Origin of the sequence: Sphingobacterium sp. UBA3549 (assembly GCF_002376635.1) — a bacterium.
In the GTDB taxonomy this organism is placed as follows: Bacteria; Bacteroidota; Bacteroidia; order Sphingobacteriales; family Sphingobacteriaceae; genus Sphingobacterium.
This window is the reverse complement of record NZ_DFOE01000038.1, coordinates 105585-121370: the sequence shown is the minus strand read 5'-3', so window position 1 is coordinate 121370 and position 15786 is coordinate 105585. Positions and strand designations below refer to the sequence as shown.

General features: G+C 38.9%; 10 protein-coding genes. 5 read left to right on the top strand and 5 right to left on the bottom strand.

All coding sequences use genetic code 11. From position 1 onward, the window contains the following. Positions 1–4: 4 nt before the first annotated feature. The 5 genes from B2W36_RS21615 to B2W36_RS21595 form a co-directional block, all read right to left on the bottom strand. Positions 5–2008, bottom strand: coding sequence for a TlpA family protein disulfide reductase (locus B2W36_RS21615; protein WP_293889522.1), 2004 nt, complete (start codon positions 2006–2008; stop codon positions 5–7). 11 nt (positions 2009–2019) lie between these two features. Continuing rightward, positions 2020–3378, bottom strand: coding sequence for a RagB/SusD family nutrient uptake outer membrane protein (locus B2W36_RS21610; protein ID WP_293889521.1), 1359 nt, complete (start codon positions 3376–3378; stop codon positions 2020–2022). A gap of 12 nt (positions 3379–3390) precedes the next feature. After that, positions 3391–6927, bottom strand: a complete 3537-nt coding sequence (locus tag B2W36_RS21605) for a SusC/RagA family TonB-linked outer membrane protein (protein WP_293889520.1) — start codon at positions 6925–6927, stop codon at positions 3391–3393. A 27-nt stretch (positions 6928–6954) separates the two neighbouring features. Continuing rightward, positions 6955–7983, bottom strand: a complete 1029-nt coding sequence (locus B2W36_RS21600; RefSeq protein ID WP_293889519.1) for a FecR family protein — start codon at positions 7981–7983, stop codon at positions 6955–6957. Positions 7984–8156: 173 nt separating this feature from the next. Further along, on the bottom strand, positions 8157–8753 hold the full coding sequence (locus B2W36_RS21595) for an RNA polymerase sigma factor (RefSeq protein WP_293884830.1): 597 nt from the start codon (positions 8751–8753) through the stop codon (positions 8157–8159). Between the two features lie 322 nt (positions 8754–9075). Here B2W36_RS21595 and B2W36_RS21590 point away from each other — a divergent pair, with 322 nt between their 5' ends. The 5 genes from B2W36_RS21590 to B2W36_RS21570 all read left to right on the top strand — a co-directional run bounded on the left by B2W36_RS21590 (position 9076) and on the right by B2W36_RS21570 (position 15740). Beyond that, positions 9076–11577 (top strand): TonB-dependent receptor, encoded by a 2502-nt coding sequence (locus tag B2W36_RS21590; RefSeq protein WP_293889518.1) that lies wholly within the window; start codon positions 9076–9078, stop codon positions 11575–11577. Between the two features lie 444 nt (positions 11578–12021). Continuing rightward, complete coding sequence (locus B2W36_RS21585) at positions 12022–12636, top strand: histidine kinase (protein ID WP_293884828.1); 615 nt, start codon at positions 12022–12024, stop codon at positions 12634–12636. Continuing rightward, complete coding sequence (locus B2W36_RS21580) at positions 12627–13685, top strand: sensor histidine kinase (RefSeq protein ID WP_293889517.1); 1059 nt, start codon at positions 12627–12629, stop codon at positions 13683–13685. Before B2W36_RS21585 ends, B2W36_RS21580 begins: the two co-directional genes overlap by 10 nt. Continuing rightward, complete coding sequence (locus tag B2W36_RS21575; protein WP_293884826.1) at positions 13682–14383, top strand: LytR/AlgR family response regulator transcription factor; 702 nt, start codon at positions 13682–13684, stop codon at positions 14381–14383. The genes B2W36_RS21580 and B2W36_RS21575 overlap by 4 nt, the downstream gene beginning before the upstream one ends. Positions 14384–14441: 58 nt before the next feature. Beyond that, positions 14442–15740, top strand: a complete 1299-nt coding sequence (locus B2W36_RS21570) for a hypothetical protein (protein ID WP_293889516.1) — start codon at positions 14442–14444, stop codon at positions 15738–15740. Positions 15741–15786: the final 46 nt, after the last annotated feature.

Below are 15786 nucleotides of genomic sequence, written 5' to 3'. Positions count from 1 at the left end.
TAGTCTATTTTTCGTTTTTAAGGATTTCAATAGCAAGGGATAGTTCATCCATCAATTTACTCGGACTTCCCGAATAACCTCCTGAGCAATAGCGCACACGACCGTTTTTAACAATGATCTTCCGTGGAATGGAAGAGTCGCCGAACAATGGAACCAATTGTCTAAATAGTACATCTTGTTCTTTAGTTACTGGATTGACGGAATCGTGTAAGAGATTGAAACGGAAACCTTCACTACGAACATAGTTGACTGACTTATCTTTATAATTTCCGGTCTGCATGGTACCCAGCATATATATCGCAACCTGTTTGTCCTGTGCATATTTATCGACTAAAAGCTGCATTCCGGGGAATGCCATGATACATGGTCGACACCAAGTCGCCCAGAAATCCACTACCACAATTTTGTCTTTCCAGTCTTCTGGCGTAATAAATAGCCCGTCAGCGGTTTCTAAACGAAAATTAGGCATCGGGTGATTGACCCAGTTATGATCAACATAGGCTTGCAATGCGGCTTTTTCTTTATCAGATTTTAATCCCGCCAGATAAGTTTGATAACCACTTTCATCATTGGGGTGTCCTTTTAAGTAAATTGATTTAAGCTTGTCAAACATCCGCGGCGTCATTGCATTGTATCGCGCGCTCATTTCCAGTAAAGGCAGGATTTGCTTATCATCGCCAAGCCCTTCTAAAACCTGAAGATTAATTTCATTCAGTTCGGCATTATTGTATTTAGCATCTTCGGAGAGCAGCGTAAAGTATTTCCGTGCTTCTGTATATTTTTTGAGATCATTTAACAAGGAGATATGGGTAAAGAGACGGTCATTCAAGTTTTTAACCACATTGGAATCTGCCTGTGCCTGATTTTCAAAGTCAACCTGATAAGAATTGTCCTTTCGTCGAGCTATCAATTTGGGAAAAACAGCTTCGGAAACTTGATAAAGACTATCTTTTCCTACTGTCTTAAACATGTAAGCACGCATAATATTCCAGCGCATCAACTCATTTCCTGTTCTAAAATCTAGATCATCGTATAACTTAGCAAACTTGTCGAGCTGTTTGGTTTCGAAGTATGCCGATCCTAGTCCGCGGTATATCGCATAATAAATAAATCCCTGAGCATTGGGATGCTGGCGCCACTCCTGAACAGAAAAACGTTGTAAAAACTTTTCATAGGAAGTGATTATTTCAGCGTTACTCGGATTGCCACTCATCGTATTACTATAAGCGATAAAACGAGCTGTCGCTCCACTTGGGTAATCAGTATTTACACGCTTCTCGATCATTTGTATCACTTCAGTATCTTTTAGTATTGAACTCGCAAACGAATAAAGCTGACCAAGCACTTCATCGCTCAAATCTTTTCGTTGTAATTGCTGCGTGATCAGTTTTTGGGCATATGCAGGAAAAGCATCACCTAAAGCCAATTTTTGTAAGTTCATAAAAGACTGAAAATAGCGGAGGTATTGCTTTCCGGACAAGGCAAACTCTTTATCAGCCAAGCTTTTGAGGTATTCTGCAGGCATCGCTGCGGGCTGGTTGCCATAATAAGTGAAAATTCCACCTGCTGCTATGGTGGGCTGTTGGAAGGCAGCCTCTCCAAGAAAGGCTCCCGGTACTGCTTTTCCTTTTGCATCACTTAAAGCTACCGCATAGCCTCGATCCTGATTGTTATCTATTACGTCGGGATGATCAAATTCGCCCTGATAGAATTTTACAGCAATAAAAGCCGTTGTCGGTTTGACAGGTAGCACTACTGTCCATAGCCCTGCTGCATTTTTTTGCATGGGAAGACTAATTTGCCTCCATGAAAAATCTTCGAAGAGAAAACAGGCCGCATTTATTGCATCGCTAAATTCAAGATCTTTATCCTTGGCATCGTATAGCACTTGAACAGGTTCAGATGTTCTAGGTTTGGCTGGTTTAAAAACACTGCTGTCAAATCGAGGCTGTGCATATGACACAGCCTGAACAAACAACAGCACTAAAAAAATAAATTCTTTTTTCATCTTATATTATTTTACATTGGTCTTTGACCTATTTCTGGATTGAGCTGTAAATATTTATTTGCTACTGGATATACATAGCTAGCACTATTAATTTTGAGTGTATACTCTTGATTTATAAATTGTCTTTTAAATTCTTTCGCCAATTTAGCATCAAGATTGAACCGACGCATATCCAGCCAGCGTAAACCTGTTCCGAAAAACTCCCGTCGGCGTTCATCCACGATGATTTGTAACGCCTGGTCTGCTGAGGTTGCCGATAAAGGTGTAAAATCCTGTTGCTTGAATCGCTTTGCGCGCAGCTTGTTGACAAATTCCATTGCGGTCACTGTATTTCCTTTTCGCGCCTCAACTTCGGCTTTAATAAGTAACATCTCTGGAACAGAAGGTCCAGCATTAGGAGCACCGACCATCACGCTCATTTTTTTTGAGCGCAATGCGCCACTTGGCATCTGACCAGTACCAGCTTGCATATAAACTGTACGTCGAAGATCTTTGGTATCAAAAAGAGAAACAAGCTCGGGATTTAATTGTTGATCAATCATTTGTCCAACCTGTTTTAAAAAATAGGTTTCAGGATGATTGAACGGAAGAGGGTATCCAGATGCCGATGTCGCGAACTGTTGCAAATCTAAAAGTGTTGCATTGTATTGAAGGGCTGCATCTGCATGCGTCGCTGCTAAATCGAAATTACGCATATGAAGATGTACAATGGCTAACAAAGCTTCTACAGCAGCTTTATTCGGATGTCTATTATTGCTTGCCGTTGTCGGAATATCAACTAATGCTTCGTTTAAATCTTGAAGTATCTGCGCATACACCTGGGCGAGCGATGCTCGCTTTAGCGAAGCAAATAAATCAGGTTGTAAAAGCAGGGGTACCCCCAATGCATTTCCGGCAGTCTTTGGGTCATAAATGTCTCCATAAAGATTAGCCAACACAAAATAAGCATAAGCTCTTTGGATTTTCGCTTCTGCCAAGAGTGCACGCTTCTCCTTCTCTAAACCATCCTCGCTTTGCATCACGCCAGCAATGACTTCATTGGCCGTATAAATTTGTTTATAAGGTCTTGACCAGTTCAGATCTTCTGTATTATCCGGCACAAGTTGCGAGGACCAAATATAAGGCCACGCGATACTTTCAATTTGTTGTTGTTGGTATGCCAGATTAGCAAAAGTGATATCGTCACTAGATAATATCGGTGTACTAAAAGTAGGCGAAAATACCGTTGTATTATTTAAGAGATAAGCATAATCTGTAGTATACTTTAATTCCCTACGGTTATACTGTTCAACTTCCACATATTTACGGCAGCCCTGCATAACGGCTGTCAGCGCAAAAATCGATGCAAAAAAAATATATTTGGTTTTCATGCTGTTTATTTTTTAAAAGGTGGCGTCAATGGTTAAGAAAAAATTCTTGGTAGGCGGCAAATTATTATAGCTATTCGTGCGTACATAAAGGGGATCAATACCTAGTTTATTTGCTTTCCAAAGAATGCCTAAATTTCGTACTGCAGCGTTTACACCGACAGATTTAAACGGCGTACGCTTAAGTGAAGTTGACGGTACGCTATATCCCAACGATATCTGTTGAAAACGTATATGGCTAGCATCAATAACCATTAGCTCGGAATCTCTAAACCTGTTGAAGCTATTTGTATTTATGTTTTTTAAGCCCGGAACATTTGTTGTTGCTTCATCACCCGGATTTCGCCAACGCGCTGTCTGCATCTTGTTTGTGTTAAGCACACCATAGAAAGTTCCTTGGTATTGTGGATAATTACCAAATGTTTCCAGACGTTTGACATTTCCAAGATCGTAGGTTATGCGAAAGCCAAGATTAATACCTTTATATGAAAATGTATTCATAAAACCACCAAAGTAAGGCGCCGTTTTACGTCCCATATACACGAGATCTTCACGCACAAATACATTGCGTCCCCCTTGCGTACTCTTTACGATGTCACCGTTGGCTTTGGCAATTTGTGACTGTCCCGTCTCATCGAGCCCCCCCCACTTATAGGCATATAGATAATCCAAGGGCATCCCTTCTAAAATCGAACCATTGATGTAGTTACTAATATCTGTTGCTATTAAACGTGAATCCGTAACTTTGTTGGTGTTGTAGGAAAAGTTAAGGGTGGAGCTCCATCGAAAGTCTTTCTTGCGAATGATAAGTCCCTGAATACCCAGATCGATCCCATTAGATTGCATCGTTCCACCATTAAATTGGAGGTCTGTCCATCCATATGTCGCATTATAAGGAAAATTATATAGGATATCACGCGTATGTTTTTTATAAAGATCAAATGCGATGTTTAATCTGTTATTGATCAAACTGATATCAAGTCCGTAATTTTGCGTATACACCTTTTCCCATCCAACCTCGGGATTTCGTGGCTGCGATATTGACGCCGGTATTTCACCTGTTGCATAGTCAGCCCCTTCGACGCTGATGATGGTAACATTCGATCCGCCCTGTGGAACTGTACCGCCGACACCATAGGTAATACGGAGATTCAGCGCGTTCAGCCAATCCAATTCTTGCATAAAACGCTCGGATTTGATATTCCATTTGGCCCCAGCAGACCAGATTGGTTTAGCTCGCTTCGATCTTGAAATACCAACTAACGTAAGATCGTCAAAACGTGCACTTGCAGACAAAATGTACCTATCCTTAAGAAATGATAATGCTCCATTGGAATAATAAGACATCTTGCGTAGGTTAGCTCTGCTAATGCCATCCGAACCTGTAATCGACTGCTGCCAGCCTTCGATACCCATAAAGCTGCCAAGTTGATTATACGGAGCGATTGAATAGGTATCTTCATTAAAGCCATATCCCGTTTGTGATGAGCTAAAGCCTGTTTGAGAACTAATCTCTGCTCCTGCGAGAAGATTTAAATTAACGAAGTCACCCCACGTCTTATTGACATTACCTTGCAAGCGAATATTATACTGTGTGGCATTTTGGTCTCGCAATGCGATTCTCCCGCCCTGTACGAAATTTTTGGTGAACGTATTATTTTGGAAATCAACAGTAGAATAATAATTTAAAAAGTCACGCATTGAATAACTTTTTAATTCGTCAAGATTTCGACTGTTTGCAATGGTACGTTGAAGCATACCTGACAGGCTGATGTTCGCCCAGCTAGTCACTTTGGCGTTGAGATCAGCATTAATTCTTATTCGATTGTCTGCAGTGGTATATTTGTTGTAGTCCAGTTCATCTATTGGACTATAGGTCCAGTCATACAACCCAATCTCTTTTAGATTTGCTGCTACAGACTCTGTAAAACGCAATGATCGCCGATTTCTACTTCCATCGGGATTAACCAATAATTCATATGGCCTTAATCCCTCAGTCGAATTGCCAATGGCGTTTGCCGCAACTTGGTTAGCAACAGTATTCGTATAATTATAATTCAATCCCGTTGTCAAACTTAATCGTTGATTTAAAAAGTTTGTCGATAAAGTTGAATTCATAAAAAAGGACTGGGCCTGATTGGAACGGAATACGGGAACATCCTTTGCGTAGCTGCCCGAGAACGCATACGTTGTCCTTCCATTTCCGCCTGAGAGGGAAAGGTTGTGCTGTTGGGTCACTGCATTCTGTAGCAGGTATTTCCGAATTTGGCTGGTATTGTCAATTTGACCTAAACGATCGAGCTGTTTAGCCAACTCATCATCGCTAATCAATCCCTTTTTATTTTTATACATCCATTGAACCGCTTCACTAGCAGGCTTATTGGTATTAAAAGGTTGCCATGACGAATTCCAATCTTCCGGATCAGCTATCCAGCCATAATCGAACATTTCCTTTTCAAAATCAATATACTGCGCAGTGGTCATCCGATCCAAGCTATTAAGATCTGCTGGAGCTGAAATACTGAGGCTGGTATTATAAGAGATGACGGGTTCGCCTACACGTCCTTTTTTTGTTTCAATGACGATAACACCATTTGCCGCCTGCGCCCCCCATATGGAAGCTGCTGCCGCATCTTTAAGTACGGTAATACTTTCAATATCTGCCGGATTTAAACGACTCAATATGGAATTGTTGGCAAATTGCGTGGTATTTTTTACCAAGTCCTGATCGATTGCGGGAAAGCCATCTATGACAATAAGTGGACGCTTAGAATCGCCATCTGTATTGAAGGTGTTTACTCCTCTGACGGTGATTGAATTCTTCACCGGGTCAACCTGTACGCCAGGAATCATGCCTGCAATGCGATCCAAAAGATTAATGGAAGGCACTTCCTTCAACTGTTTAGCGGTAATTTGGCCAAAAGCCCCAGTTGCACGTTCTTTTGCAATTTTTTGGTATCCTGTCGACACAACTTCAACCTCATCCAGTTGATTGTTAACCGAGCCCAGGGTGACATTGATCTGTGTATCGCTGCCGATGACCTTTCGGGTAGGCTCCATACCAACATAAGAAAAAATGATTGCTTCTGCTGGATCCTTTAGGCGCAGGGTATAGCTTCCGTCGCTACTGGTGGTTACACCCGACCGTACGGCGTAGCCATCCGGTATCACAGTAACACCAGCAAGTGCTGTCCCGTTGTTGTCTTTAACCTTACCCGTAATGACTTTCCAGAAGCGGTCGTCTCCATCATTGTCTCGTTTGCCCCGCGAATCTTTTATAATTGTGAAGTAATTGTTCTGTACATAAAGAAACAAGAAGTTATTTGGATAAAGAAGTTCTTTTAACACGGTCTCCACAGGAAGCCTTTTGTTTTTCGGAATATGCTCACTGTTGACAAAGGCATCCCGGATCAAGCCCTCTTCATAGGAAAATTTAGTTCCATAGATTCGGGTAACTTCGCTAAGAGCCTGACTGAGACTAGCTCTTTTTTGCGCAAAACTACCCGTGGTACTCAACAGGCAGACTATAGGCACAAGTAATTTAGTTTTCATAAATTTCGATTGATTAATTTTCGTTTTTTAATTAGGTTTTATTATTATTTGTTTGTTTTTCATTTCGATGTTTACATTCATAGTATGTTTGATAACAAAGAGGATGTCATCTATTTTTTTGACTGGTATAACACCTGTAAATCGCTTATTGAGCAATGTTGGATCTTCTACTACAACTTGATAGCCATAGTTATCTTCCAATACATCTACAATATTTGCTAAGCTGTTATGTTCAATACTGAGTTCACCGCGCGTCCAGGATAGCACCCTATTCGCATCGTTAGTAACAACCTGATTTGCTTTTGCCGATGTATCATAGACGAAAGTCTCCCCTGGTTTTAGTATACGATCTTCACCGTTTTGTCCCTGAATACGGACGCTTCCCTCAAATAGAGCCACTTCGATACGTCCACGACGGTCTTTCACATTAAACTTTGTCCCCAACACAGTCAATGAAAGATCCCCCACGTGCACAACAAAGAAGTCGCTTTCGCGCAGACGGTTTTTAATGGCAGTATGTTTTACCTCAAACATGCCTTCTCCTTCAAGCCAAACTTCGCGCGGTTTATCCGTTTTCCAACTGCGGACGTATGAAATGTGAGAGTTACTATTTAGTCTGATGATAGAAGAATCCGGAAGGGAAAGTCGACGTTGTTCACCGAAGGCCGTATTGGTCTCTTTAGTCCCAAATTGGCTAACATCATATGCCACCACAATAAATAACAAGATGGCTGCTGCAGATGCTGTCCACCGGAATAAAGTGCGTACAATCCGACTACGTTGTTTTTTGCTTTCGTAGATTGGAATTTGTGCTTGAATCCTCGCCCAGCGCTCGTCACTACTTAAGGTACTTTGTGCAGTGGTCTGATTCTGGATCAATAAGGCCCATGTTTTGGCGAGAGCCATTTCGTCTGAAAGATGTGGATAATGAAGACTAAGTTCAGACCAAAAATCGGTTAAGGTAGCTTCCGGCATTAGCACTGCCAGCACAAAATCCTCATCCGCAAAAAAATCTGTTGCCTTATAATCTTTATATTTTGATAATCGAGAGTTCATACTGTTTTATATAGGTTACACCACTCGACAGAATTTTACCCCAATAAATTATATTTTTTTTAAAAAAAACAGACTTACCCAGTCAAATCATCATTAAACAGCGCTAATGCTGACTATGATTGTAAATAATGTCTATTATTTATTTCGGAAAAACTTGCAGATAGGTGAAAGATTTAGTGATAACGCAGCTCGTTAAGTATATGGAGTAGTACCAATAAACCAAAAGTGCCAAAATGTTTCCTCAAACTTTCCAATGCCCTGTAGTACAATTTATAAGTATCTTTGGTCGAAAGACCCATAATTTCGGCAATTTCGTCATACGGCAACTCTTCAAAAAAGCGCAGGTGGATAACTTCTCGTTGACGTGTGGTCATCTGCTGCAGCGCTTGATCCAGCTTATCTCTTACCTCTTGGGCACGTTCCTGACGGATCATACTGAGATCATGAGGTAGTTCGATGGTAAAGGGCAAATAATCAAGGGATGAGTGAGCAATATCCGCCCTTCGCATGGATTGTTCTATTTTCTTGATCAGTGTGCGCCGGAATGCCTTAAACAGATAATTTTTCACCGCGACATCTACACTTAAAGTTTCCCTATTGCACCATAGTTTAACAAATAGCTCTTGAATGCTATCTTCGATGATTTCTTCGTCTTGCGTAAATTTAAATCCATAATTGAACAACAGGTGGTTGTAGCGTTCAAAAAGTATTTTGAACGAAGGTTCATGTCCAACTTGAAACATTTGCCAAATCTGTTGATCAGAGTTCATTTATAAATTTGAGCCGTTTTTGCTTTTCAGTTTAAGTAGATAAAATTTAATTCAAATCTAGCAATTTTTTTCGATCAATCTAATCATTGATTAGATATGCATAGGCAATACTAGGTATACAAAAATAAGAAATACATATTACATCAGTACGCAATCAGGTAAACATGCCCCTATTTATCGATTTGCAATTGGTCGGGAACTGCCTATGCTATCGCATGATCCTAGCTATACATATTTCTGTCGCTCATTAGCGTCATTTCGTCTCATATCGCTAAAGGAACTTTTTTAGACCGATAAATTTGAACCGTAATCAGATTTAAGAATGAATAGAAAAGAAACAATAGAACAGATCTCAAAACTATCCCAAGTATCAGCCCCCGAATGCGAAAGAGTCCTGGATGCACTCGAAATCGTACTCAGCCAAAAATTAGCGCGAAAAAAGGGGCTTCGACATAGCTTCGATTTACTCTATAAAATTATGGAAAAATTAAAGGATAAAATCGTCATTATATTCTTGTTCACCTTAATTTCTACGGCTGTTCATGCTCAGATTCCCCCAACACAAAAAATAGGCGGGGTCGTCACAGATCGATTATCCGGCCAACAGCTCGCTGCCGTATCTATCCGAGTGTTGGAAAAACCAGGTTTGGTTGCAGTAACCTCCGATAAGGGTGAATTCGTTTTGCCCAATCTTCCAGTCGGACGATATACCGTACAGGCTTATTGCTTAGGCTACGAGCTTACAGTGATTAAAGAGATTATGTTAACTTCTAAAAAAGAGATCGCATTAGAAATTGCGATGGATCCGACGCATTACGTATTGAAAGACGTAGTAGTGGCAGCCAATAAGGAAAGAGCTTCAAATAAAATGGCGCTGACTGGAGGACGTTTACTTCGGATTGAAGAAATTAATCGCTATGCCGGCGGAATGGATGATCCCGCCCGTCTGGTTAGTTCTTTTGCCGGGATATCTTCAAGTCTTGGAAATAATGGCATCTCAGTACATGGAAATGCACCAAGTATGCTTCAGTGGAAACTTGAGGGGATAGAAATACCGAATCCAAATCACTTTGCAGATATAGCGACTTTGGGCGGCGGCATACTGACTTCATTGAGCACAAATGTTTTAGCCAACTCGGATTTCTATAATAGCGCCTTTCCTGCAGAATATAACAATGCCGTATCAGGGGTATTTGACCTAAAATTGCGGACAGGAAATAATCGGAAACATGAACATACCTTCCAAGCAGGGTTATTGGGCTTGGATTTCGCTTCGGAGGGACCTTTTAGTACAAATAATGATGCTTCTTATTTGATTAATTACCGCTATTCTACAACAGGCTTAATGAGCAAACTTAACGCAGGAGAAACTAATGGGCAGTTATTGGACTATCAGGATCTAAATTTTAAATTAAACTTTCCGAGTAAGCATAAAGGAACATTTTCAATTTGGGGAAACGCATTAGCCGATAGGTTCCGTACAAAAAAAGAATCAGAATCAAGCTGGAAGTATATGGATGATCGTAAATCCTCAAAAACAGACCAGATGTCTGCAGCAGCCGGCATTACCCATCGCTATTTTTTTGAGAATGGAGGAGTTCTTCGTACCACTTTGGCCACTACCCATTCAACTAATAAGGCAACCGAAGATATCTTCAACGATAGTACCGAAATGCCCTATTTAAATTTAAGAAACCGCTATACCAATGTGATTTTAACATCTTCCTTTGATAAAAAATATGCGGAGAAGTATAGCAATAAAACCGGCTTTACGGTAACAAACATGTATTACAACACCCAGCTGGATCGTTCACCTTTTGTAGGAAAACCATTGCAGGCAATTTCCGAAGGAAAAGGGACTACCACATTGCTTTCAGCTTACAGCAGTTCATTAATTGAATTAAACAAAAAAATCTATGTAACATTAGGGCTCAATGCACAGTTATTAACCCTGAATAACCATTGGACGGTTGAACCACGAGCTGCTATAAAGTGGTCTTCAGGACCTAAAAGCTCGATTGCCATGGCTTATGGCCTACATAGCCGTATGGAGAAGATGGACGTATTCCTTGTAAAAGATAGAGGAAATGGCCAACCACTAAATAAGGATGTTGATTTCACCAAAGCGCACCATATGTCTTTATCCTATCAATATAAACTGTCGGATAACATGCGTATCAAACTAGAACCGTTTTATCAATATCTCTTCCATGTGCCAGTTATTGCGGATAGCTCATATTCCATCCTTAACCGCAACCTATTCTACGTGGAAGATGCGCTGGTGAACCGGGGCAAAGGACAGCATGTCGGATTGGATATTACAATCGAGCGCTACTTACAAAAAGGTGTTTATTATATGTTGACCGCCACTCTATTTGATGCCAAATTTGCGGGTGGAGACGCCATTTGGCATAACGGCAAATTTAACAGGCGTTTTATTATTAATGGATTGACAGGCAAAGAATGGTTTATGGACAAACAGCAACGGGATCTACTAAGCGTTAACCTGAAATTGACCTTGCAAGGAGGAGAACGATATGCTCCGGTATTGGAAAAGTCTTCCCTTAACCATCCTGATAAAGAAATCCAATACGAGGAAAAAAATGCATTTGCTAAACAATTCTCCCCCATTTTTATCGCTAATTATTCGATAAGTTATAGACTTAACAGGTTGAAACGATCGCACGAGATTGCAATCAAATGGCTGAATGTTACAGGCGCAAAAGAGTATTATGGACATCAATATAATCTAAAGACAGGGGCCATAGTACCCAAAAAACAAGCAACATCACTTTTTAATATACTGTATAGAATGGATTTTTAATGTAATTTTAGTACCTATATGAGCCAAAGCAAACCGTATCATTTTTTATTTGCCTCCAATTATAGACCATGGAGGCATCTAACCTTTATTGTAACCTTAGTTATTATTACTTTTAATCAAACATTTATAGTGTATCAAGACATTATGTCTTCTTTGGGAAACACTATCTTTTTAATTTGTTTTCTCTCATTTGTCACTTACCTACTAACAACATATCTGAATTATTTTTACCTCATACCAAAGTTCTTGTTAAAGGAAAACTATACCATTTATATCCTTTTGTTAGTATCTTTTGTGGTAGCGCTTATGGGCTGCACGCTTGTTTTGGAATATTCCATACGCGCAATTTTGAGTCTACCGCATCGCATAACATCCTATAGCAATCCAATTATCCTAATAGACAGTCTATCTTCCTCAGCAATGACTATAATCTGTCTATGGAGCATGTCAGTTATAAAACTCTTTCGAAAATGGAATAAAAAGAACGAAGATGTGATGATGCTGGAGCAGAACTTCCTTGAAACAGAAGTAAACAAACTGAAAGGACAAGTTTCGCCAATCTTTATGTCGAGAGCCTTACGTAAAGCGGCCTTAATAACCGCATCAGATCCACAAAAAGCCTCACAAATATTGATGTTACTCGGTCATTTACTGCGCTACCAACTCTATGACTGCGATAGAAATAAAGTTTTCCTTAATTCCGAAATAATCTTCCTAAAAAACTTACTACAATTAAAAAAATTTATTGAAGATAGCCGTTTTGAATATGTTCTGGAGGTAAAGGGAAAAACCAACAATTTGCTGATTTCTCCTCTTTTATTCATCGTATTGATACAGTCCATACTGATAGCAAATGAAATTAAAAGCTTAAGTATTAACGTTGAAATTTCAGAAAAAAAAATACGCTTTATCGTAAACTATGAGAACACTTATCTATTACCCCCGGAATACAAAATGGAAATAACCGACAAATTAAATATGCTCTATCCTGATTTATATATATTTACTATGGAATCCGGAAATATAAGTCTTCAACTAGATCTTAAGGAATGGAAATAGCCGTAGAAAATAAAGAAATTGCTTTCTTAATTGCGGATCGCTACAGCATACAAAGGCATCTTTGTATGCAACTATTTATGCTGTTAATTTCAATTGGGATATTCTTCGATGCGCCTGATAAACTAAACTTATCTTTCGACAGAACTTGCGGTTGGGTAGCCTACTATGTGTTTATGAATATGCTGGTTTATGTAAACGTTTACCTGCTATTCCCCTTCTTTTTGGCCAAAGATAAGCTGATACATTATTTAATTGCTGCCGTGTTATTTTCCGTACTTGCGCTATTGATAGTGATAATCCTACAACATATGTTTTACGATATCGCAGTCAGCCGAAACGACCCCAGCCCTACAGCTATATTTCTGAGTTTAGCATCTAGCCTATTGGCAATCATCCTATTTATTGTCGGCACTTCATCCCTTTTACTCTTTAAGCCTTTAATAAAAAGCAAAATAAAGCAGCAGGAGTTACAAAAAGCAACTACTGAATCGGAACTCAAATTTTTAAAGAGTCAAATCAATCCTCATTTTTTATTCAATACGATTAATAATGCCAATATACTGGTGGATGAAGATCCTAACATGGCAGCCCACATTTTAACCAAACTGGATGACTTACTGCAATACCAGTTCACTAACAACAGCAGGGATAAAGTTTCATTGTCTGACGATGTATGTCTATTGACAGACTATCTGGAATTGGAGAAAGTCAGAAGGGACCAATTTGAGTTCGATATAAAAATTTGGGAAGACAGCAATAAAGTAATTGTTGCTCCTTTGTTATTCATTCCTTTTGTAGAAAATGCTGTTAAACACAACCTGAACAGTAATGGCATATCTTATGTTAATATATCCTTTCAATTAGAAAAAGAATCCCTTATTTTTATATGCAAAAATTCAAAATCTATAAACCAAAGGCAAAAAGAAAGGGGGGGTATCGGATTGAGCAATATCGTTCGTAGATTACAGTTGCTTTACGAAAATCGGCACGATTTAGAAATAGAAGAAACAGAACAAAATTATATCGTAAAATTAACGCTACTATTATGAGATGTATCATTGTAGATGACGAGCCTATAGCGCGTAAAGGAATAAGGAAACTAGTCGATCAGATTGCATCTCTTGAACTTCTTGAAAGTTTCAACAATGCTGTTTCTGCGGGTATATTTATACAACAAAACGCTGTTGATTTAATCTTTCTGGATATCAATATGCCGGAAATTAACGGAATTGAGTTTGCACAAAATATTCCCAAAAATACGCTTGTGATTTTTACCACCGCTTATTCCGAATATGCCGTAGACAGCTATGAGGTCGACGCAATTGATTATCTTGTTAAACCTATTGATACCGTTCGTTTTCGTAAAGCTGTAGACAAGGCGATTGTTTATCATGGACTTCTTTTAGATGAAGAGAATAAAAATTTAGAGCAAATCACGGATGATTATATTTTTGTAAAATCTGACCGTAGATTTTTTAAGATCAATCTCAACGAAATTCTTTTTATTGAATCTCTTAAAGATTATGTCATTTTCCAAATGGAAGATCAACGCGTGATTACACGTATGACCATAAAGAATATACATGACTGGCTTCCAAAATCTATTTTCTTGCGGATAAATCGCTCCTATATCATTAATAAACATAAAATCGACTCATTTGACCATAATGACGTGTTTATCGACAAATATGAAATCGCGATTGGCAAAACCTATCATGATACCTTTTTTCAAGAGATTCTCCCTTAATACTTTTTAATTTAAACTGGTTAGCCTATTTTGAAAGTCAATTATTTCCCATACAGTTATGAAAAAAATATTTACTCTTCTCTTTATTATCCATCTTACTGCGCAGGCTTACGCACAACGTAAGCAATATGAAACAGCCGATATCAACTCCTGGTTTGAAGAGCTCAAAACTGCCTCAGATCAGAGTTTCAAGTTATGGAATAAAAGTATATACGGACCAATTCTTCTTATTGATCCCGCCACACGCACGATCTATGCCAACGAATTGGATGGAAAAAAAACTTTAAAACCATCAGCTAACTTATATACTGGAATTCTACCTCAGGAGGTCAATTTTTCCAACACGGCACTGGATTGGAATGACAAGAGGTGGGCAATGATTATGTTGCCACTTCCAGAAAACAGGGATGATCGTATAAATCTGCTTGCACATGAGTCATTTCATCGTATACAACCTGATTTGGGTTTCTCACTAAATAATGCGAACAATAATCACCTCGACGAAAAAGATGGCCGGATTAGCTTACGTCTTGAATTTGAAGCTTTAAAACAAGCTTTAATGTCCACACATAAAAATGACATGAAACGTCATCTCACCAATGCCCTATTTTTTAGAAAATATAGATACGTGTTATTCGATGAAGCTGCTAAAAATGAGAATTTATTGGAAATTAACGAAGGAATTGCCGAATTTACAGGAATAATAGTCAGTGCCCGCAGCGATGAATCGACAAAACAATATCTTATAAATGGTATTAATCGATCTCAAAACAATCGCACCTTTGTAAGATCATTTGCCTACCAAACGACGCCAACTTATGGTTATCTGCTGTATAAAACGGATAACGATTGGAATAAAAAAATAGATAAAGAAACTGACCTAACAGCATTATTTATCCGCAAGTTTGCTATTTCTCTCCTTCCGCCAACTGAACAAAATTTTAAAAATCTTTCCAAAGCATATAATGCAGCTGTAATTTTTGAAGAAGAAAATAAAAGGGATGCTGAAAATAAACGCTTAGTCAAAACTTACAAAAACAAGTTTGTCGAATCTTCTCATTTTGAAATTCGTTTCGAAAAAATGAACTATTCTTTCGACCCTAGAACCATCATTCCAATCGAAAACTTGGGCACATACTATCCCACCACCCGAATTACAGATGTTTGGGGGATTTTAGATGTCACAAATGGGGCTTTAATTAGTCCTGATTGGAAAAAGGTATCCATCACTAAACCTATATCCATTGAAAAAAATCTCATTAAGGGGGATGGATGGACACTAGAGCTCAATAGTAATTACACGATAGAAATTGATCAACAAAACAATTTTTACTTAAAGCATGTAAAAATAAAATAACAAAATGAAGTCGGAATCAGCTCCTCTACGGACATATGCAGCATAC